The sequence below is a fragment of the Gluconacetobacter entanii genome, from assembly GCF_013155425.1.
Classification (GTDB): domain Bacteria; phylum Pseudomonadota; class Alphaproteobacteria; order Acetobacterales; family Acetobacteraceae; genus Novacetimonas; species Novacetimonas entanii.
This window is the reverse complement of sequence record NZ_JABJWD010000081.1, coordinates 14,505-34,212: the sequence shown is the minus strand read 5'-3', so window position 1 is coordinate 34,212 and position 19,708 is coordinate 14,505. Positions and strand designations below refer to the sequence as shown.

The window sequence follows — 19,708 nt, the reverse complement described above, 5'->3', positions numbered from 1 at the left end:
CACCTCAGAATTGTTGGCCGAAGCCAAAGCGGAGCAACTGTGTTCGGTCATGCTTCTGCTTGATGATCGGCACACCAAGATCGATGTTGATCAGACCAAACGGGCTTTTCCACGAAAAGCCCACGCCGGTACTGACGCGCGGCGTCAGCGTATCGCCATATACCGGGGTATATTTGTAACCATCGCTGGGCGAGGTATAGCGTTCGCGCACGCGCAGGCCATCCAGGCCACCGGCATCGACAAAATAACGTCCCTTGATCCCCATGTCTGCCGCGAACGGCATGGGGAAATGGATCGTGGCGGATGCGGTATACAGGAACCGGCCGCCAAGGAAGTCTTCCTGCGAATGCATCGGGTATTTCACGCCGTCGATGGTGCGTGCGGGAATACCCATCGTTCGCGGCCCGGCACCACCGTCAAGGAAGCCGCGCAGCGTGTTACCACCGAGATAGAAGTTATCGATGATGTCGCTGCGCCCGCCGCCCCAGTTGGCGATGTCACCCGCACCCGCGCGCAGGTCCACCGTCCAGTCATGGTTGCCCATCAGGCTGTCGAGCGGGATGTAGTAGGCGGCGTCGATCTTGCCACGGAAATAGCGTTCGTTGCCGCCGATACCCGCGAAGTCGCCACCCACGCGGATGACGTACCCGCTGTGCGGCTGCATGCGCCGGTCACGGGTGTCATAGGTCAGCGTGGTGCTCAACTGCGACAGCAGCGACCAGCCGGACTGGTCAAGCACGTACCACGAGGAATCCGACCATGTATCGCCGACATTTCGATCGGTCAGCGTATAGCTCCACGACTGCGACAGGTGGTTATTGTACGAATACCCCATGCGCAGCGTCATGCCGTACCGGCCTTCGGAGTAGTTCTGGTACGTCATGTAACGGTTCTGGATGCCGAAGATGTCGATACCGGCGACCAGGTTGCGGTTGAGGAAATACGGGTCCGTGATCGAGATGTCGGCCTGGTCCTCGTAATAGGCCGCCGTGCCGGAGAAGCCGGCATCAATGCCGGTGCCCAGCAGGTTATGCTGCTTCAGCCCAAGGTTGCCGAGCACGCCCGCATCCGACGAATACCCGCCACCGAGCGAGAATTCACCCGTCGGCTTTTCCACCACATCGGCGGAGATGTTGACCTTGTCGGGCGCGGAACCGGGCGTCTGGTCGATCGAGACCGTCTTGAAGAAGCCAAGATCCTCAAGCACCGCCTTGGAATACTTGCGGTCCATGGGGGTGTACGGGTCGCCTTCGGACATCGGCAACTGGCGGCGGATAACCTTGTCCTGCGTGATGGTGTTGCCGTTGATGTCGATACGCTCGACATACATGCGCGGCCCTTCGCTCACGTCGAACAGCAGGTTGACCGTACGCTTTTCGGGATTGCGCGCGATTTCGGGATGCACCATCGCGAACGGATATCCCTTGGCCTGCAGGATCTCCTGCATGGATGTCGCGTTATGCTGGATGGCGCTGCCGTCATACCACTGGTTATGGAACAGGGAGATGTACTTGTGCAGGGACTCCGCGCTGACATGCCGCAGCGAAGAACGGATATCCATCTTGTTCAGACGGTAACGCGGCCCCTCTTCCATCGTATAGGTGATGTAGAACGCCTTGTGGTCGGGGGAGAGTTCACCCGTCGCGTTCTTGATCTGGAAATCGACAAAGCCGTTCTTCAGGTAGAAGCGGTGCAGCAGTTCCGCGTCATACTTGATACGTTCGGGATTGTACTGGTCGCTCGACGAGAAGAAGCGGTACCATGCCGTTTCCTTCGACGACACGACACCGGCAAGGCGCGTGCTGGAGAAGGTGCGGTTGCCCACGAACGTCACCTTGCGGATCAGCGTCTTCTGCGCCTCGTTGATGCGGAAGATCACATCGACGCGGTTATGCGCAAGGCGGATGACCTGCGGCGTGACGGTGGCAGCATAGCGTGCCTTTTCCGCATAGACGCCAAGGATCTTCTGCCGGTCGGAGGCAATCGTCTTGGTGGAGAACACCGCGCGCGGCCGCAGCGAGATGACCTTTGTCAGGTCCTCGTCCTTGGCGCTGTGGTTACCTTCGAAGATGATGCGGTTGACGATCGGGTTTTCGACAACATGCACGATCAGCATGTTGCCCGAACGCTGCATGCTCACGTCCTTGAACAGGCCGGTGGCGTAAAGCGTCTTGAGCGAACGGTCGAGCAGGTCCTGGTCAAACCGGTCACCGGGCTGCACCACCATATAGGACAGGATGGTGTTCGTCTCGATACGGTCATTGCCCTTGATGTCCACCGCCTCGATCGGATCGGCCAGCGGCGGCGGCTTGATGGCCTCGACCTCCGGCTGGTCAGGGGCCATCCCCGGCGTAGGGGCCATGCCGTCGGACGGGGGGGCATCGGAAGGCGGCGCGCCCTCCGGTCCAGCGTCCTGCGCGTGGGCTCCTGCCGTCCAGAACAGCGGCACAACGCACACGGATGCAAGCAGCGCTGAACGTTTAGTCGACAAAATCGGCATTCCTCACCATTCGGTAGGCGGATTGGCCACACTGCCAGCCATGCGAAGAGGTCATCTCCGTGCTGTCATGCATTATCCGCATGGGCGGACGTATCCGATATCGCCCCTCTCGTGCAAGCACTTGTCTCATGCCGCCATTCTTACGTTATCCGACATGCGATGCCAGCCATTGAAACAAGCCGAAATGCGAGAGGTCGTTAAATGTAGAAAATAAAAACAGGCTGGCAATAAGGGCGAATCCCGCCTGGAAGCTGATCTGCTGCACCCGGCGCGACACGGGACGCCCCATTATTGCCTCAAGAATATAGAACATCAGCCGTCCCCCATCGAGAATCGGGATGGGGAACAGGTTGATCAGGCCAAGGTTGATCGACAGCAGCGCCATGAAGGATACGAGGCTCGAGATCCCGTACTGCGCCACCTGCCCCGACATCTGCGCGATCCGCAGCGGGCCGCCCAGGTCCTTGGTGCTGTGCTGTCCCGTCAGCATCTGCCACAGCCCCGCAAGGGTCTGCACGGACACGTTCCATGTCTCCTTCACGGCGGAGACGAAGGCATGCGGCAGGGACTGCGGCGCGCCCATTTCCGCAAGGAAGGAGACGCCAAGCTGCCCGTGCGGGGCCTGCCCCTTCGCACCGGCCACGCTGCCGACCGTCAGCGGGATCGTCACGTCATTGCCGTCGCGGCGCACGACCACGTCGATATGCGCGCCGGGTTCGGCGGCGATGCGCGCCTGCAGGTCCGCCACGTCGGAGATGGGATGATCGCCCAGCCGCACGATGGCGTCATGGGGGTGGATGCCGGCCGTCGCCGCAGCACTTCCGGGCATCACATCGGCCACGACATTGCGGATATGCGGCTGCCCCGCAAAGGCGAACAGGCCGGTAAAGAGGATGATCGCAAGCAGGAAGTTGAAAACCGGTCCCGCAATAATGACGATGGCCCGTGACAGCACAGGCTTGTCATGGAACGTGCGTCCCGGCTGCCAGGCGGCCATCTGTTCGGGGGTGGCGTCTTCCGGTCCCTCGAACCCGTGCGGCTTCACGTAGCCACCAAGCGGGACGGGACACAGCCGCCATTCCGTGCCGACACTGTCGTGCCAGCGCAGCAGCGGCTTGCCAAACCCGATGGAGAAAACCTCCACATGCACCCCGCGCCAGCGCGCGGCGAGGTAATGGCCGAGTTCGTGGATGAAAACCAGCACCCCCAGCACCAGGGCAAATGCAAGAATGGTCCGCAGCAGATCATGCATGATGATTATGAGTTCCCCTGATGATCACGCGCGGCCATCCTCCCCTTGATCCAGTCGTCTTATGCGGCCCGTGCCGTGATCATGCTCCGGGCGAGGCGTCGCGCCTCCTCATCCCAGCGCAGGACCTGCTCCAGCGTGTCCGCCTTCTGGTTTCCAAGTGATTGCATCACATCCTCGACAACCCGCGCAATATCCCGGAAGCCGATTTTACGATTAAGGAAGGCCTCCACGGCAATTTCATTGGCGCCAGACAGGATCGCGGAGGCAGCGCCCCCCGCCCGCAGCGATTCCCGGGCAAGGCGCAGCGCGGGGAAACGTTCCTCGTCCGGTTCCTCGAAATCCAGCCGCGACATGGCGGCAAGGTCGAGGCGCGGGGAATTCGTCGCCATGCGCTTCGGCCAGGCCAGCGTGTGCGCGATGGGAATGCGCATGTCGGCGGAGCCAAGCTGCGCGATGATGCTGCCATCGGTGTACTGGACCATGCTGTGGACCACGGACTGCGGATGGACGATGACGCCGATCCGGTCCTCCGTCATGTCGAACAGGCGCGCCGCCTCGATCAGTTCAAGGCCCTTGTTGAACATCGTCGCGGAATCGATGGTGATCTTGGCGCCCATGCTCCATGTCGGATGCTTCAGCGCGGCTTCGAGCGGGGCCTTCTCCATCTCCTCGATGCTGGCGCGGCGGAACGGGCCGCCCGAGGCCGTCAGCACGATCTTTTCCACCTGGTCCACCTGCCGGTCGGCCATGGACTGGAAAATGGCGTTATGTTCCGAATCGACCGGAAGCAGCGTCGCCCCCGCCTGGTGCACCTCGCGCAGCATGACATCGCCCGCGCAGACCAGCGCTTCCTTGTTCGCCAGCGCGACACACCCGCCATTGCGCACCGCCGCCAGCGTGGGTTCCAGCCCGATGGCCCCGGTGATCGCAGCCATGGTCCAGTCCACCGGCACGCCCGCCGCACGGATCACCGCCTCGCGCCCGCCGGACACCCGCGTGGACGTCCCGGCCAGCAGGGTCTCAAGCTCCCCTACCAGGGTTTCATCGGCGATGACGGCATATTCGGCATCCAGCGCCCGCGCCTGTTCGGCCAGTCGCGTGACATTGCGTCCCCCGACCAGGGCCACGACGCGGAACCGCTCCGGCGCCTGCAACAGCAGATCCACAGTGGAGCAGCCGATGCTGCCGGTACTGCCCAGAACGGAAACTGTCTTCATCCTACCGATTTCCCCAATCTTCTTTTCATTGCGACCGCGCGCTCAGCGCAGGCCGACATACCAGAAAGCAGCGCCCGCCGCTGCCCCCAGCGAAATCAATGCAGCCAGTGGTGCTGCCACCAGCAATCCGTCAAACCGATCCAGCAGGCCGCCATGCCCCGGGATGATCGTCCCGGAATCCTTGACGCCGCGCGCCCGCTTGAGCGCACTTTCCGCAAGGTCGCCCGCCTGCGCCGCAATCGCCATGACGCCGCCCATCATCGCCCCGCGCACGGCCGCCCCCGACAGCGCATCGGGCAGCAGGGTCGCGATCGTCGCCCCCCCCGCAATCGCGGCCAGCAGTCCGCCCACCGAACCCGACCATGTCTTGGCCGGCGAAATGCGCGGCGCAAGCTTCGGCCCGCCAACCGCCCGCCCCGTAAGGTAGGCGCCCGTATCGCTCAGCGCGACACATGCCACGACGAACAGGACGACGCCCGCCCCCGGATGCGTCATGAAGCGCAGCCACAGGAGCGATATCCCCGCGCAGCCAATCGCCACCTGCCCCGCCCACAGGGCCGGGCCAAAAACAAACGCCGCCCCCATGACCAGGAACGCGCCACCCCATTGTCCATCAAGTGCCGCCGCGGCACAGGCCAGCGGCCATACAAGGTAGAGCACGCCGCGCCAGCTCCGCGCCGACAGCGAAAACATCCGTCCCCATTCGGACGCCATGCCCAGCATCGCCAGCATGATCATCACGGCATAGGCGACGCCCCCCGCCCAGACGCACAATCCGGCAAGCGGCACGATCACCATGGCCGACAGCACGCGCGCGCGCAGGTCCTTCCACCCGCGCCCGGACCCGCCACCCGGCGGCCGGGGGGCCGAGGGAAACGCGATGACGGTAGGGGTGTCGGGATCAGACGGGTCTTGCACCGAAGCGCCTTTCGCGCCGGGAATAGATCTGAAGCACGGCATCGAAATGCCCGGCGTCAAAATCAGGCCACAGCGTCTCTATGAATATCAGTTCGGCATAGGCCGACTGCCATAACAGGAAATTGGACAGACGGCTTTCGCCACTCGTGCGCACCACGATGTCGGGGTCCGGCATGTCCGCCGTCATCAGGAAGCCGCCAAACGTGTCCTCGTCAACCTGTGCGGCCGCCAGCGTGCCGTCATTGATGGCCTTCGCCATGCGCAGCGCGGCCTGCATGATGTCGGCCCGCCCGCCATAGGACAGTGCAAGCACCACCGTCAGCACCGTGTTGGAGGCTGTCTCCGTCTCCGCACGGCGGGCTTCGGCCCGCACATCGGGAGCAAAGCGCGACAGGTCGCCGATGATGCGGATACGCACCCCCTTCGCCGCAAGCTCCGCCACCTTGTAGCGCAGGTAGTAGCGCAGGAGGCTGGTCAGGTCGGCCACTTCCTGCGGGGTGCGCCGCCAGTTTTCAGAGGAAAAGGCATAAAGCGTCAGCCACTTCACCCCCGCCGCGACGGCCGCGCGGATGCAGCGCTGCACCGCCTCCGCCCCGGCACGATGCCCGGCGAGCAATGGCAGGCCGCGCGCCGCCGCCCACCGCCCGTTGCCATCCATGATGATCGCCACATGGTCAGGCACGATCCCTGCACGCCGCCCCCCGGCCACTGGGTACATGCGGGGGTCAGACCTGCTTGATCTCGCGTTCTTTTTCCGCGAGCAGTTCGTCAACACGCTTTACATACTGGTCCGTCAGCTTCTGGATCGCATCGGACCAGACCTTGACGTCATCCTGGCTGATTTCGCCCTTCTTTTCCTGCCCGCGCGTCTGTTCCATGCCATCACGACGCACGCCACGCACCGCGATCTTTGCGTTCTCGGCATACTTGCCCGCCGCGCGCGCCAGTTCGTTGCGACGCTCCTCGGTCAACTGGGGGATGGGCACGCGCACGGTCTGGCCATCGGCCGCCGGGTTCAGACCCAGACCGCTGTCACGGATCGCACGTTCCACCGCACTGACCAGCGAACGGTCCCACACCTGCACCGTCAGCATCCGCGCCTCCGGCACGGCGATGGAGCCAACCTGCGTCAGCGGCACCTCACCGCCATAGGCTTCCACGCGCACCGGTTCCAGCAGCGCCGGGCTCGCGCGGCCCGAACGCAGGCCGGCGAAATCACGACGCAGGCTTTCAAGCGCGCCTTCCATGCGACGGGTAATATCCGCCAGCAAACTTTTCTGATCGACAGACACCTTGGCCCTCCCAACATTCCTCAAACGGTCGCGTTCGACCGCCATGCGACTCTATTCGTGCGGGGTGTGCGCCTCAGTCCGAGGCCACGATCGTGGTAAAGCGTCCCTCGCCCCGCATAACGCGCGAAAACGCATCCTTTTCATGGATATTGAACACCACGATCGGCAGTTTGTTCTCACGCGCAAGGCTGATGGCGGCCGCATCCATGACATTGAGGTCATTGGCCAGCACATCGCGATAGGTCAGCGTATCGTAACGGCGCGCGTCAGGCACCTTGCGCGGGTCGGCGGAATAGACGCCATCGACCTGCGTGCCCTTGAACAGGGCGCTGCATTCCATTTCCGCCGCACGCAGGGCGGCACCCGTATCGGTGGTGAAGAACGGGTTGCCGGTCCCGGCGGCGAAGATCACCACCCGTCCCTTTTCCATGTGCCGCACGGCGCGGCGGCGGATATAGGGTTCCGCGATGGAGGACATCTGGATCGCGCTCATCACGCGGGTTGCGATCCCCTGGCGTTCGAGCGAATTCTGCATGAGCAGCGCATTGATGACAGTCGCCAGCATGCCGGCGTAATCGCCCTGCGCACGGTCCATGCCACGCGCCGCGGCGGCGACACCGCGAAAGATGTTGCCACCCCCGATAACCAGACACACCTCCACGCCAGTACGCGCAACCGCCGCCACGTCGGCGGCGATTCCATCGACGGTTGCAGGATCGATCCCGTAGGACCCGCTGCCCATCAGGGCCTCGCCCGAAACCTTCAGCAGGACCCGGCGGTAACCGGGGGCATTGTCTGGGGCATGATCTGTCAGCGGATTTGTCATTGGCCCTCGAACACAACAGGAATAAGACACAAAGCGGCAGGCCACCGCCCGCGAGTGGCGGCAGCGCCCGCGCAGCACATGTCATATAGGGGGTTCGCCCCCCTCACAAGCACACGATGCCGATAATGCGGCAATCAGGACATGGCCGCCGCGTTTCATGCGCCACGCGGCGCATCACCGATCCGCGATCCCCCTGCGCACCGCGAATCCCGCACCACCATGCGGGGCCGGGGCGTCAGGCGTCGTCGAGGCCGATGGCACGCAGGCGGGCGCGTTCCTCATCCCAGCCGGAGCGTTCCTTCACATTGAGGAACAGGTGGCACGGCCGGTCCAGCAGGCGCGCAAGTTCCTTGCGCGCGCGTTCGCCAATGCTGCGAATCCGCGACCCGCGCTCCCCGATCAGGATCGCCTTGTGCGACGCACGCGCGACATAGATCGTGACCTCGATCCGCACCGACCCGTCCGGGCGCTCCTGAAAGCTCTCGGTCTCCGCCGTGGCGGCATAGGGGACTTCCTCATGCGTCTGCAGGAAGATCTGCTCGCGCACCAGTTCGGCGGCCAGCAGGCGATCAGGCAGGTCCGTCAGGTCGTCTTCGGGATACAGGTACGGCCCCACCGGCAGTTCGGCGGCCATCCGGTCCATCAGGTCATCCACCCCCTGCCCCGAACGCGCGCTGATCATGAACACGTGCTCCACCGGCAGCAGGCCCGACAGTTCCGCCGTCAGGGGCAGCAGCGCGTCGCGCTTCATCAGGTCGGTCTTGTTCAGCACCAGCCACACCCGGCGGTTGCGCTGCGCCAGTTGGGAGACGATCTCGCGCACAGCCTCGGTCAGGCCCGCGCGCGCATCGACGATCAGCAGCGTGATGTCCGCGTCCTCCGCCCCGGTCCAGGCGGCCGCGACCATCGCACGATCAAGCATGCGGCGCGGGCGGAAGATGCCCGGCGTATCCACCAGCAGCATCTGCGCGTTGTTGCGCATCAGGATTCCCAGCACCCGGAACCGCGTCGTCTGCGCCTTGGGGCTGACGATCGACAGCTTGGTCCCCGCCATGCGGTTCAGCAGCGTGGACTTGCCCGCATTGGGCGCCCCCACGATGGCGACGAAACCGCAGCGGGTCGTCATGTCTTCATGTTCCGGCATCTGTCATTCCCACGGCAGCGATGGCCGTCCCGAGTGTTCGATTCTGTGTGCCCGCGCCACCATGGACGCGCACGGCGTCAGCCAAACTGGCTGAGCAGCCTTGCCGCGGCCTCGCTTTCGGCGGCGCGCTTGCTGCCTGCAACGCCTTCGCCGCGCCGTCCCGATGCCTCCACCGAAATCACGAAGCGCGGCGCATGCGACGGGCCGTCGGTGGAGACCACCTTGTACACCGGCAGCGGCAGTCCCCGCGCCAGCACCCATTCCTGCAATGCGGTCTTGGGGTCCTTGGGCGGGCGGGCCTGCGCCACGATGGCGTCGTTCCATGCGCGGCGGACAAAGGCGCGGGCAGGCTCCAGCCCGCCATCAAGGTAGATCGCACCCAGGATCGCCTCCACCGCGTCGGCCAGCACGTTGGCCATCTGGCGCACGCCGGCGCGGGCCTCATGCTCCGCCACGTCAAGGGCGGGCGGCAGGGCCATCTCCTCGGCAATGCGGGCCAGTACCGTGCGCGAGACAAGGTGCGCGTGGCGCGGGCCAAGCGCGCCTTCCTGCTCGTCAGGGAAACGTTCAAGCAGCCATTCCGCCATCAGCAGGCCGAGCACGCGATCGCCAATGAACTCCAGCCGTTCATTCGACCCCGCCCCACGCCGCGCCACCGACTGGCGCGTGCGCCGCCCGACCGCGCTGCTGCGCTGGTGGGCGGCGGAACGATGGGTCAGCGCCTCCCGCAGCAGGGCGGGGTTATGGAAGGAATAGCCGACATACGCCTCGATCCGTTCGAATTCGGTCGTGGCACTGCTGGACGCCTCCATGATCAGTGCACCCCCGAAAACAGGCGTCCCCACCGGATTTCCGTGGGCCATTTCCAGAATTCCCACGTCGGATACTGCGAATCCACCGACAGGAAGATCCACTTGGCCTGCCCCACGAGGTTCTCCATCGGCACGAAGCCGAGATCCTGTGGCGCATCGCCCATGAAACGGCTGTCGGCGCTGTCGTCGCGGTTGTCGCCCATGACGAAGAAATAGCCCGGCGGGACGACATATTCGGGGGTATCGTTCTTGTCCCCCTCATCCGTCAGCTTCAGGATGTCGTGCGACACCACCGGACGGCCATCGCTGCCGGGCAGGTCCTCGCGATAGCGCTCGCCCTCCATGCGGGTGTGATGTTCGTCCACCGCAACATACTCGCCCTCCGACGTGCGGGGGACGAGTTCACCGTTCAGGTAAAGCTGCCCCTCGCGCATCTGGATGCGGTCCCCCGGCAGGCCGACCACCCGCTTGATGTAATCGATGGACGTGTCCTTGGTGAAGCGGAACACCGCCACATCGCCACGATGCGGTTCACTGCCGAAGATGCGGCCGCTGAACAGGTTGGGCGACAGTGGCAGGGAGAAGTGGGAGTAGCCATAGCTGTATTTGGCGACCCACACATAATCCCCCACCTGCAATGTCGGGATCATCGAACCGGACGGGATATTGAACGGTTCGAACAGGGCGGTGCGCACGAAAACCGCGATCGCGCCAGCAACCACGACAGTACGCAGGAGTTCCAGCATGCCACGCGTCCCCGTGGAGGGGGAGGTCGTCAGGACAGTTGGCGTCTGGGGGTCATCGCTCGACATGTTCTTCATAAATCCGGCTTCGTGCTCGACCGGGCGCAATACGGCACCGGGCGCATATTCTGGCGATCAAGCCCACGGGGCCATGCCCTGTCAAGCATGGGCGGCCATGCATGGGACGATCAGGAAGATGGGGCGGCATCCGCCACGATGACGACCTGGGCGAAGGCATAGGGATATTCGTCCGTCATCGTCACCATGATGCGCGGCGCATATCCCGCCGGCACGAGTTCATCAAGCCGCGCGCGCGCCCCACCCGACAGCACCATGACAGGCTGCCCCCCGGCCAGGTTTTCCACGCCGAGGTCGCGATGGTACACCCCCCGGGCGAACCCGGTGCCCAGCGCCTTGGCGCAGGCTTCCTTCGCCGCCCAGCGCTTGGCGTAGGTGCCAAGCCGGGCCTGCCCCGAACGCCGGTCGGCCACGGCACGTTCACGCGGGGTAAAGACCCGCGCCTCGAACCGGGCGCCATGCCGGGCGAGGACACGCTCGACCCGGCGGATGTCACACAGGTCCGAGCCGATCCCGATCATCATGACGGCAGATGCCTCATTGCCAGATCCCCGTCATCCCTTGGCGCGCTCCACCTGCACGACACCGGTTTCCGCCCGCAGCGCCGCCATGATGGCCGACAGGTGACGCAGGTCACGCACCTCGATATCGGCAAGGATCTCCATGAATTCCAGTTGCCGGTTGACGATGCGCAGGTTGACCATCACGCCTTCATGCTTGGTCGCGATGTTCGTCAGCGTCGCAAGGACCGAAGGTTCGTTGGCGGTCACGACACTCAACCGCCCGACATGGGTGCCACCCGCGTTGCGCGCGATCAGGTCGTAATCCCAGTTGAGGTCCATGAAGCGTTCGGGCGTGGCCGCGAAGGTCTCCAGCGTCTGGCATCCCTGCGCATGGACCGTGATCCCCTTGCCGGTGGAGACGATGCCCACGATACGGTCCCCCGGCAGCGGATGGCAGCAGCCCGCGAAATGCACCGCCATCCCCGCGCCCACGCCCGCCAGCGCCATGCCGGCCGCGTTCTTGCGCCGGGCCGCGGAAAAGGACGTCGTGCTTTCGGCCGCGCGCATCGACAGGCCGGGCACCATGCGCGGCGCACGCGGCGCACGGCGCAGTTCGGGATAGGCCGCCTGCACCACCTCACGCGCGGACAGGTTGCCGTTGCCCACCGCCACATACAGGTCCGCCACCGACGACAGGCGCAGGTCCTTGAGCAGGGATTCGAGCACCTTTTCCGACCCGTCCACGCCTTCCTGCCGGAACGACTTGGCCAGGGCGACACGCCCGCTGTCGAGGTGCGTTTCACGCTGCTGCAGCGCGACATGGCGGCGGATGCGCGCACGGGCCTTGCCGGTGACGACAAAGCGCTCCCACGACGGCGACGGCGTACCGCCGCGCGCGGTCATGATCTCCACCTGGTCGCCATTCTGCAGTTCGTGGCGCAGGGGCATCAGGCGGCCGTTGATGCGCGCGCCGACGCAACTGTCGCCCACCTGGCTGTGCACGGCATAGGCAAAGTCGATCGGCGTTGCCCCACGCGGCAGGGAAATCAACTGTCCCTTCGGCGTGAAGCAGAACACCTGGTCCTGATAGAGTTCGAGCTTGGTATTTTCGAGGAATTCATCCGGCGCGGCCGAGTCCTCGAGGATGTCGAGCAGGTCCTGAACCCAGCGCAGGCCGGAGACCACGTGCGAGGCGTCCTCCACCTTCCCGTCGCCGCCCTGCTTGTACAGCCAGTGCGAGGCGACGCCGTTTTCCGCGACATCATGCATTTCCGCCGTGCGGATCTGCACCTCGATCTTCTGGTTGCGCGGATGGCGCAGCGTAACCCCGGTATGCAGGCTCTGGTAGCCGTTGACCTTGGGGGTGGAGATGTAATCCTTGAACCGCCCCGCGATCACGGGATAGGCCGCATGCACGGCGCCCAGCGTGACGTAGCATCCCTCCCGCGTGGGGACGATGATGCGGAACGCCATGATGTCGGACAACTGCTCGAACGCGACATTGCGCCGCTGCATTTTCTCCCAGATGGAATAGGGCGTCTTCTCCCGCCCCGTGACCTCCACGCCCTTCAGCCCGGCTTCCGCGCACAGGTTCTGCAGTTCGTGGCGGATTTCCTCGATCACGTCCGCGCCCTGCCCGCGCAGGTAGTTCAGGCGGGCACGGATGGTAGCCATCGCCTCGGGCTCAAGCTCCGCGAAGGAGAGGTTCTGCAGTTCGACCTTCACCTTCTCCATGCCGATACGATCGGCAAGCGGGGCGTAGATTTCCATGGTTTCGCGCGCGATGCGCTGCCGGCGGTCAAGGCGCTGCACGTAATGCAGCGTGCGCATGTTGTGCAGACGGTCCGCAAGCTTGACGATCAGGACGCGGATGTCCTTGGACATCGCGAGCACGAGCTTGCGGAAATTCTCCGCCTGCTTGGTACGGTCGGACTGAAGCTCCAGCCGCGTCAGCTTGGTCACGCCATCGACGAGTTCCGCGATGGTCGGCCCGAACTGCGTACGCAACTGCGCCTGCGTGACGCCGGTATCCTCGATCGTGTCATGGAGCAGCGCCGTCGCGATGGAGGCCGCATCCAGCCGGAACCCGGCCAGGATGTTCGCCACCGCAAGCGGATGGGTGATGTAGGGATCACCATTGTCGCGGGCCTGTCCCTCATGCGCCTGGTACGCCACGTCGAACGCGCGGCGGATCAGGTCGATGTCGGCGCCGGGGTCATAGGCCTGGATGCGCCGGATCAGCCCGTCACAGGAAATGACCCGTCCGGCCGCCGGTGGTGCGGCCTCCGCCGTCACAACCGGCACGGCCTCCGCCGCGCCGTGTGGCGGGGCCTGCGTGGCAGGCATGGCAGGGGACGTGAGGGAAGCCGTCGTTTCAGAGCCGACCCGATCCGTCACATCCGTCCCCTTCCGTCAAGAATGCTATCGCGAACCCCGACCGCCGAGTTCCGCCTCGATCGTGGCCTCGAGTTCCTCTGCCGTCATGCCTGCCGTGTGGCGGGCTTCCTCCTCGGCGGAGACATCCTGCAGGCCAAAGATGTTCTGTTCCGTCGGGATCAGGTCCACGACTTCCTCGTCGGCGGGCTCGGGCTCGGGCGCGCGGGCCAGCGAACGCAGCAGGTCGCTCTTGACCTGGTCCAGACTGATCGTCTGGTCCGCAATCTCACGCAGGGCGACGACGGGATTCTTGTCGTTGTCGCGATCGATCGTCAGTTCTTCGCCGCGCGACAGGGCGCGGGCGCGCTGGGCCGCCAGCAGCACCAGTTCAAAGCGGTTGGGAACCCGCTCAACGCAGTCCTCGACAGTGACGCGTGCCATCAGGCCAGACTCCGGTTTCTCTATGGAACAATATATCGGTGGAACAAGATGGAATACTCCCCCCCGTTCCACAACGCAAGCACGCTCTTATGCGCTCAGCCCGGCAGGCGGGTGATCTGCTGGTCCGCCACGCGGGCGAGCAGGGTGTCGATCCCCGCCCCGCTGACGGGATCGCGCCAGTCCGGGGCGACATCGCGCAGCGGCAGCAGCACGAAGGCACGCAGGCAGGCGCGCGGATGCGGCACGATGGGATCGGGACCGGCGCGCACAAGGTCGCCCATCGCGATGATGTCCAGATCCAGCGGGCGGGCGGCATTGGCGATCGTGCGCACGCGCCCGGCCCGCGCCTCGATGTCCTGCAGGGCAGACAGGAGGGCTTCGGGTGTGATATCGCCACTCAGTCGCACCATCCCGTTGACATAGGGGGGCTGCCCCGAGGGCGGGATCGGCGCGCTTTCATACCAGCAGGAGACCGCCTCCACCCGAATTGTGTCAATGTGCCCTATTTCCGCCACAGCCCAGTGGCAAGTCTGCAATGGCCCTTCCCCCGTGCGGCGGGACAGGTTCGCCCCCACCGCCACAAGGATGCCTGCTGAATGCCCGCCGGAACCCGGCACCATATCGTGCGTATCCATGTCATGAATAATAACATGACTGGATGATTTGTTATCTCAAACTTTATGACTACATCGGTATGGACAATGTCAGGCCGGGCGCACCGCACCCCGGCCTCCCTCCTGACGGACCACGACCAGAGCCATTGGAATTTTCAATCGTCAGCCGGGCATATCAAGCTACCTCTTTCAGGGACACCCTCTAATGTTCTTTCAGCCCCAGGAACGGCTTTGTCTTTTTATTGATGGAACCAGCCTGTATTCAGCGTCACGCAACCTCGGTTTCGAGGTCGATTATCGCAAGCTGCTGTCATTTTTCCGGTCCAAATCGAATGTCCTGCGCGCCTATTATTATTCAGCCGTGCTGGAGACGGAGGAATATTCCCCGCTCAAGCCACTGACGGACTGGCTTGTCTATAACGGCTATTTCCTCGTGACGAAGACGGCGCGTGAATATACCGACCATACGGGCCGCCGGCGCGTAAAGGGCAACATGGACATCGAACTGGCCGTGGACATGCTGGAGATGGCGCCAAAGATCGACCATGCCGTGCTGTTCAGCGGGGATGCGGATTTCCGCCGCCTGCTTGAGGCGGTGCAGCGTCAGGGCGTGCGTACGACGGTCATCGCGTCCATCAAGACCTCGCCACCGCTGATTGGCGATGAATTGCGCCGTCAGGCGGACCAGTTCATCGAACTTGCCGACATTGCATCGCATTTCACCCGTCGGCAGATCGAAAACCGCGCCAACCGGCCCAACCCGGCGCCGCCGGTCCGCCACCCGGCCGACCACCTGAGCGACCTTCCGGAAGAATGACGACCGTTTCAGAAGAATAGATTAAGAAAAATTAAAGTTTTTCGGATGCTGCCTTTATCCCGAAAAAGGCAGCGCCCTTCGAAGCTTTAAAAAAGCTTCGCCCAAATTTCTGAATGATTTTCTTTTACAGGCGGCGCAGTCATCTACGCCGCCCGGAAAAAAGCCACCCGTAAAAATCAGCCTTCAAGCTGAAGCGTCTGGCGCGTCCAGTCGCGGGTGCGCGCGCACAGTGCGGCATCGTCGGACAGGCGCTTGCCATAGGACGGGATCATCTTGCGCAGGCGGTCTTCCCACTGCGGCAGGCGATCGGCAAAGCAGCGCTGGATGACCGACAGCATGATCGGCGCGGCTGTGGATGCCCCCGGCGATGCGCCCAGCAGGCCCGCGATCGTGCCATTCGCGCCGGTCACGACCTCGGTCCCGAACTGCAGCACGCCGCCCTTGACCGGATCCTTCTTGATGACCTGTACACGCTGGCCCGCGGTAATCAGTTCCCAGTCGCTGCTGCGCGCGCCGGGCACGAAATCGCGCAGGGCCTTCATGCGGTCCTCGCTCGACTGCATGACCTGCTGGATCAGGTATTTCGTCAGCGGCATGTTGTCGCGCGCCACCGCCAGCATCGCGCCGATATTGTCCATGCGGATCGAACGCGGCAGGTCCAGCCACGACCCCTGCTTGAGGAACTTGGTGGAGAAGCCCGCATACGGGCCGAACAGCAGCCCTTCCTTCCCGTCGATGACACGGGTGTCGAGGTGCGGGACCGACATCGGCGGCGCGCCCACCGACGCCTTGCCATAGACCTTGGCATGGTGGCGGGCGACGATTTCGGGGTTGGTGCAGCGCAGGAACTGCCCGCTGACGGGGAAGCCGCCAATGCCGCGCGCCTCGGGGATGCCGCTTTTCTGCAGCAGCGGCAGCGCACCGCCCCCCGCGCCGACAAACACGAACCGCGCCGCGACATCGCGCGATGCGCCGTCATGCATGCCCTGCACCGACACGGTCCATCCCGACCCGGACTGCCGCAGGCCCGTCACCTCATGCGCGAGGTTGAGGTCAAAGCCCGGGCCACCGGTCAGGATATCGACCAGGCGATGCGTCAGTGCGCCGAAATTGACATCCGTGCCCGCCGGGTGATGCGTGGCCGCCAGCGGCGTGCCACCCGTGCGCCCGTCCATCACCAGCGGCATCCACTGTGCCAGTTGCGCCGTATCGGTGGAATAGGATATCCCCGCAAACAGCGGATGGTCCTTCAGCGCGTTATAGCGGCGCTGGAGGAAATCGACATTCTCCGGCCCCCATACAAAGCTCATGTGCGCAATGGGGTTAAGGAAGTCGCGCGGCGAGGCGATCAGGCCATTTTCCGTCAGGTAGGACCAGAACTGGCGTGAAACCTGAAAGGCCTCGTTGACGTTGACGGCCTTGGAAATATCGATCTCGCCCCCCGCGCCCATGGGGGTATAGTTGAGTTCGCACAGCGCGGAATGGCCGGTGCCGGCATTGTTCCATCCATTGGAACTTTCGAGCGCGACATCGTCGAGACGCCCGAACAGCGCGATCGACAGGTTGGGTTCAAGCTGTTTGAGCATCACGCCGAGCGTTGCGCTCATGATACCGCCGCCGACAAGGACGACATCATAGGTGGAATCGGCAGTAGTAGGCTGAGAGGTCATGATATTCTCCGCTTCGGCGTCGGGCAGTGGTGTCGTGGCTGCAATCGTGCGCTCCGGGCAGCCTGCCGGTGGCGCGGGACCGGCCCGCAGGGGGCATCCCTGGCGACCATGCCACGCCGGATTTCGTGTTCCCGCGTCCCGCCGGGTCCGGCGCGCGGAAAATACCGTCCGCCCCACCCCACCCGTGCGCGCATCCGTCCCATGGCGGGACGGGGCAGGCGCGCCGGGCACGGACAGGCCTGACAGCGACAGTCATTCCTCATGCCATTGGCACGGTCATTGTGGCGCATCATCTTTGTGCGAGGGAAAAGGATCGCGGCGCATATCTGCATTCCATGTATCGCATTCATGCACCGTCCGCGCCGGGGCGTGCAATGCGGTATCCCTTGCGCACCATGGCCACGGCGACCATGCATGACAGCATGCGCGTGGACAGGGAATCCGCCCGGCTGGTCAGGACCACGGGCACGCGCGCGCCGATCACGATGCCCGCCGCCTGCGCACCGCCAAGGAAGGTCATCTGCTTGGCCAGGATATTGCCCGATTCAAGGTCCGGCACGACCAGGATGTCGGCCCGCCCGTCAATGGGCGAACGCACGCCCTTGCACCGCGCGGCCTCCGGACTGAGGGCGTTGTCGAGCGCCAGCGGCCCATCGACAATGCCGCCGGTGATCTGCCCCCTGTCCGCCATCTTGCAGATGATCGCCGCATCCAACGTGGACTGCAGGCCGGGATTGACCGTCTCCACCGCCGACAGCAGCGCCACGCGCGGGCATGCGATGCCCAGCATGTGCGCAAGGTCGATCGCGTTGCGCACGATGTCACGCCGCACGTCGAGGTCGGGCGCGATGTTGACCGCCCCGTCACTAACGAGCAGCGGCCGCCCCACCCCCGGCAGGTCGAGGATGTAGACATGGCTCATCCACCGTTCGGTGCGCAGGCCGCTGTCATGATGGCCGATTTCATGCAGATAGACACGCGAATGCAGCGCGCCCTTCATCAGGATCGCGACCTCCCCGTCGCGGGCCATGCGCACGCCGCACCGCGCGGCCTGCGCGTCATCGGCGGCATCCACGAGGCGGCAGGCGGAAATATCGAGCGATTCTTCGTGCGCGATGGCGCGAATCCGCGCGGCAGGCCCGATTAGCACAGGCTGCGCAAGGTTGCGGCGCAGCAGTTCGCACGCGGCGCGCAGGGCGATCGCGCTGCAGGGATAGACGATGCCCACCGGCATCGGGGCAACATCGCGCAGGGTTGCGGCAAGGCCATCAAAGAAAGGCAGGGCGGGCACGGGGGCAGGCGTCGGGGCGGACGTCGTCATGGATTTTCCCAGCAAGGCGGACACTTAACGGCTCTGCCCTTCCTTGCCACAGACATGGGGGGCCCTTGCGCATCATCTTTGCGCGACCGCGCGGACACGCCCGCCATCGCCCGCGTGACATCCCCGCCCCCATTGGGCAAGCTTGTCCCGATCATGCCCGCATGACGGGCCTTCATGCCCCGGATGAACAAGACAGGAGTTTTTCCCATGTCCTCTCTGATCGGCTTTATCGGTTTTGGCGCCATGGCCAGCCGTATGGGTGCGAACCTGCGCAAGGCGGGATACCGCATCGCGGCCTATACCCCGTCGGGCAAGGGCGGGGATGGCGACGTGCCGTTCCTGCCCACGCCCCGCGCGCTGGCGCAGGAAGCGGACATCGTCATCGCCTGCGTCCCCGATGACGAGGCGCTGGAGCAGTCCATGTCCGGCCCCGACGGCGCGCTTGCGGGCATGAAGGCGGGCGGCCTGCTGATCAATACCAGTTCGGTGGCCCCCGAAACCTCCACCGCGCTGGCGGCGCAGGGGGCGGCGATCGGGGTTGCGGTGCTCGATGCGCCCGTGGCGGGCAGCACGCCGGAGGCCGAATCCGCCAACCTTGTCGTGCTGGTGGGCGGGCATGCCGCCGATGTCGCGCGCGCGCAGCCCATCTTCGACGCCATCGGGCGCCTGACGATCCATGCCGGCCCGTCAGGCAGCGGGTCGAAGCTGAAGCTGGTCATCAACGGCATCATGGGCGCCACGCTCGCGGTTGTGGCCGAAGGGGTCACCTATGGGCTGGCAAGTGGCCTGGACCGTGACATGCTGTTCGATGCGCTTGACGCCGTGCCAGTCATCTCGCCACACCACAAGCGCAAGCTCAAGGCCGCGAAGGCCGGGGATTTCAGCCCGCAGTTCCCCACGCGCCTGATGCAGAAGGACATGCGCCTGCTGATGACCGACGCCGCGCGCCAGATGGCCCCGATGCCCGCAACCGCCGCCGCGACACAGTCGCTGAGCCTGACGCGCCGCCGTTACCCGAACGAGGATTATTCGTCCCTGTTCGCCGTGATGGAAGACATGGTCGCCAACGACGACACGCCATAAATATCTTTTAAAATCAAAAGTTTTTGGTGAAGCTTTTTCCAAAAAGCTTCAAGAGACGCCGCCTTTTTGGAAAAAGGCGGCACCCAAAAACTTTTGCTCCT

At 64.5% G+C, this 19,708-nt stretch carries 18 protein-coding genes; 2 read left to right on the top strand and 16 right to left on the bottom strand.

The window, feature by feature from the left end; translation table 11 throughout:
• Nucleotides 1-4: 4 nt before the first annotated feature.
• The 14 genes from bamA to folK form a co-directional block, all read right to left on the bottom strand.
• On the bottom strand, nucleotides 5-2,500 hold the full coding sequence (gene bamA / locus HNH97_RS13775; protein WP_167400293.1) for an outer membrane protein assembly factor BamA: 2,496 nt from the start codon (nucleotides 2,498-2,500) through the stop codon (nucleotides 5-7).
• Between the two features lie 145 nt (nucleotides 2,501-2,645).
• Nucleotides 2,646-3,752: an RIP metalloprotease RseP gene (rseP, locus tag HNH97_RS13770; RefSeq protein ID WP_110912719.1), complete on the bottom strand. Its 1,107-nt coding sequence runs from the start codon at nucleotides 3,750-3,752 to the stop codon at nucleotides 2,646-2,648.
• Nucleotides 3,753-3,811: 59 nt separating this feature from the next.
• Nucleotides 3,812-4,969: a 1-deoxy-D-xylulose-5-phosphate reductoisomerase gene (dxr, locus tag HNH97_RS13765; RefSeq protein WP_110912718.1), complete on the bottom strand. Its 1,158-nt coding sequence runs from the start codon at nucleotides 4,967-4,969 to the stop codon at nucleotides 3,812-3,814.
• 42 nt (nucleotides 4,970-5,011) lie between these two features.
• Nucleotides 5,012-5,767: a phosphatidate cytidylyltransferase gene (locus tag HNH97_RS13760; RefSeq protein ID WP_390669913.1), complete on the bottom strand. Its 756-nt coding sequence runs from the start codon at nucleotides 5,765-5,767 to the stop codon at nucleotides 5,012-5,014.
• Nucleotides 5,768-5,870: 103 nt separating this feature from the next.
• The gene (gene uppS, locus HNH97_RS13755; protein ID WP_171791269.1) at nucleotides 5,871-6,605 is read right to left on the bottom strand and encodes a polyprenyl diphosphate synthase; all 735 of its coding nucleotides are present in this window, start codon (nucleotides 6,603-6,605) and stop codon (nucleotides 5,871-5,873) included.
• Nucleotides 6,606-6,612: 7 nt separating this feature from the next.
• Nucleotides 6,613-7,179 carry a ribosome recycling factor gene (gene frr, locus HNH97_RS13750; protein ID WP_110912775.1) on the bottom strand — a complete coding sequence of 189 codons (567 nt, stop codon included), beginning with the start codon at nucleotides 7,177-7,179 and terminating at the stop codon, nucleotides 6,613-6,615.
• A gap of 73 nt (nucleotides 7,180-7,252) precedes the next feature.
• Nucleotides 7,253-8,005 (bottom strand): UMP kinase, encoded by a 753-nt coding sequence (gene pyrH, locus HNH97_RS13745; protein ID WP_171791268.1) that lies wholly within the window; start codon nucleotides 8,003-8,005, stop codon nucleotides 7,253-7,255.
• Between the two features lie 235 nt (nucleotides 8,006-8,240).
• A complete protein-coding gene (gene era, locus HNH97_RS13740) occupies nucleotides 8,241-9,149 on the bottom strand; it encodes a GTPase Era (protein ID WP_407716810.1) in 909 nt (302 codons plus the stop codon).
• Nucleotides 9,150-9,226: 77 nt separating this feature from the next.
• Nucleotides 9,227-9,961 carry a ribonuclease III gene (gene rnc / locus HNH97_RS13735; RefSeq protein WP_110912713.1) on the bottom strand — a complete coding sequence of 245 codons (735 nt, stop codon included), beginning with the start codon at nucleotides 9,959-9,961 and terminating at the stop codon, nucleotides 9,227-9,229.
• Between the two features lie 2 nt (nucleotides 9,962-9,963).
• On the bottom strand, nucleotides 9,964-10,707 hold the full coding sequence (gene lepB / locus HNH97_RS13730; RefSeq protein WP_407716811.1) for a signal peptidase I: 744 nt from the start codon (nucleotides 10,705-10,707) through the stop codon (nucleotides 9,964-9,966).
• A gap of 185 nt (nucleotides 10,708-10,892) precedes the next feature.
• The gene (acpS, locus tag HNH97_RS13725; protein WP_110912712.1) at nucleotides 10,893-11,306 is read right to left on the bottom strand and encodes a holo-ACP synthase; all 414 of its coding nucleotides are present in this window, start codon (nucleotides 11,304-11,306) and stop codon (nucleotides 10,893-10,895) included.
• 30 nt (nucleotides 11,307-11,336) lie between these two features.
• Complete coding sequence (locus HNH97_RS13720) at nucleotides 11,337-13,631, bottom strand: RelA/SpoT family protein (RefSeq protein ID WP_171791282.1); 2,295 nt, start codon at nucleotides 13,629-13,631, stop codon at nucleotides 11,337-11,339.
• 75 nt (nucleotides 13,632-13,706) lie between these two features.
• Nucleotides 13,707-14,102, bottom strand: a complete 396-nt coding sequence (rpoZ, locus tag HNH97_RS13715) for a DNA-directed RNA polymerase subunit omega (RefSeq protein WP_110095458.1) — start codon at nucleotides 14,100-14,102, stop codon at nucleotides 13,707-13,709.
• Nucleotides 14,103-14,197: 95 nt separating this feature from the next.
• Complete coding sequence (gene folK / locus HNH97_RS13710) at nucleotides 14,198-14,737, bottom strand: 2-amino-4-hydroxy-6-hydroxymethyldihydropteridine diphosphokinase (RefSeq protein WP_171791265.1); 540 nt, start codon at nucleotides 14,735-14,737, stop codon at nucleotides 14,198-14,200.
• A gap of 184 nt (nucleotides 14,738-14,921) precedes the next feature.
• Between folK and HNH97_RS13705 the strand changes: the two genes are divergently transcribed.
• Entirely contained in the window at nucleotides 14,922-15,533 is a 612-nt protein-coding gene (locus HNH97_RS13705) for a LabA-like NYN domain-containing protein (RefSeq protein ID WP_110912709.1), read from the top strand.
• 176 nt (nucleotides 15,534-15,709) lie between these two features.
• Here HNH97_RS13705 and HNH97_RS13700 read toward each other — a convergent pair whose 3' ends face one another.
• Both HNH97_RS13700 and HNH97_RS13695 read right to left on the bottom strand, forming a co-directional pair.
• Complete coding sequence (locus HNH97_RS13700; RefSeq protein WP_171791281.1) at nucleotides 15,710-17,203, bottom strand: malate:quinone oxidoreductase; 1,494 nt, start codon at nucleotides 17,201-17,203, stop codon at nucleotides 15,710-15,712.
• A gap of 346 nt (nucleotides 17,204-17,549) precedes the next feature.
• On the bottom strand, nucleotides 17,550-18,524 hold the full coding sequence (locus HNH97_RS13695; protein WP_171791264.1) for a bifunctional enoyl-CoA hydratase/phosphate acetyltransferase: 975 nt from the start codon (nucleotides 18,522-18,524) through the stop codon (nucleotides 17,550-17,552).
• Nucleotides 18,525-18,731: 207 nt separating this feature from the next.
• Here HNH97_RS13695 and HNH97_RS13690 point away from each other — a divergent pair, with 207 nt between their 5' ends.
• Nucleotides 18,732-19,607: an NAD(P)-dependent oxidoreductase gene (locus tag HNH97_RS13690; RefSeq protein WP_171791263.1), complete on the top strand. Its 876-nt coding sequence runs from the start codon at nucleotides 18,732-18,734 to the stop codon at nucleotides 19,605-19,607.
• Nucleotides 19,608-19,708 lie beyond the last annotated feature (101 nt).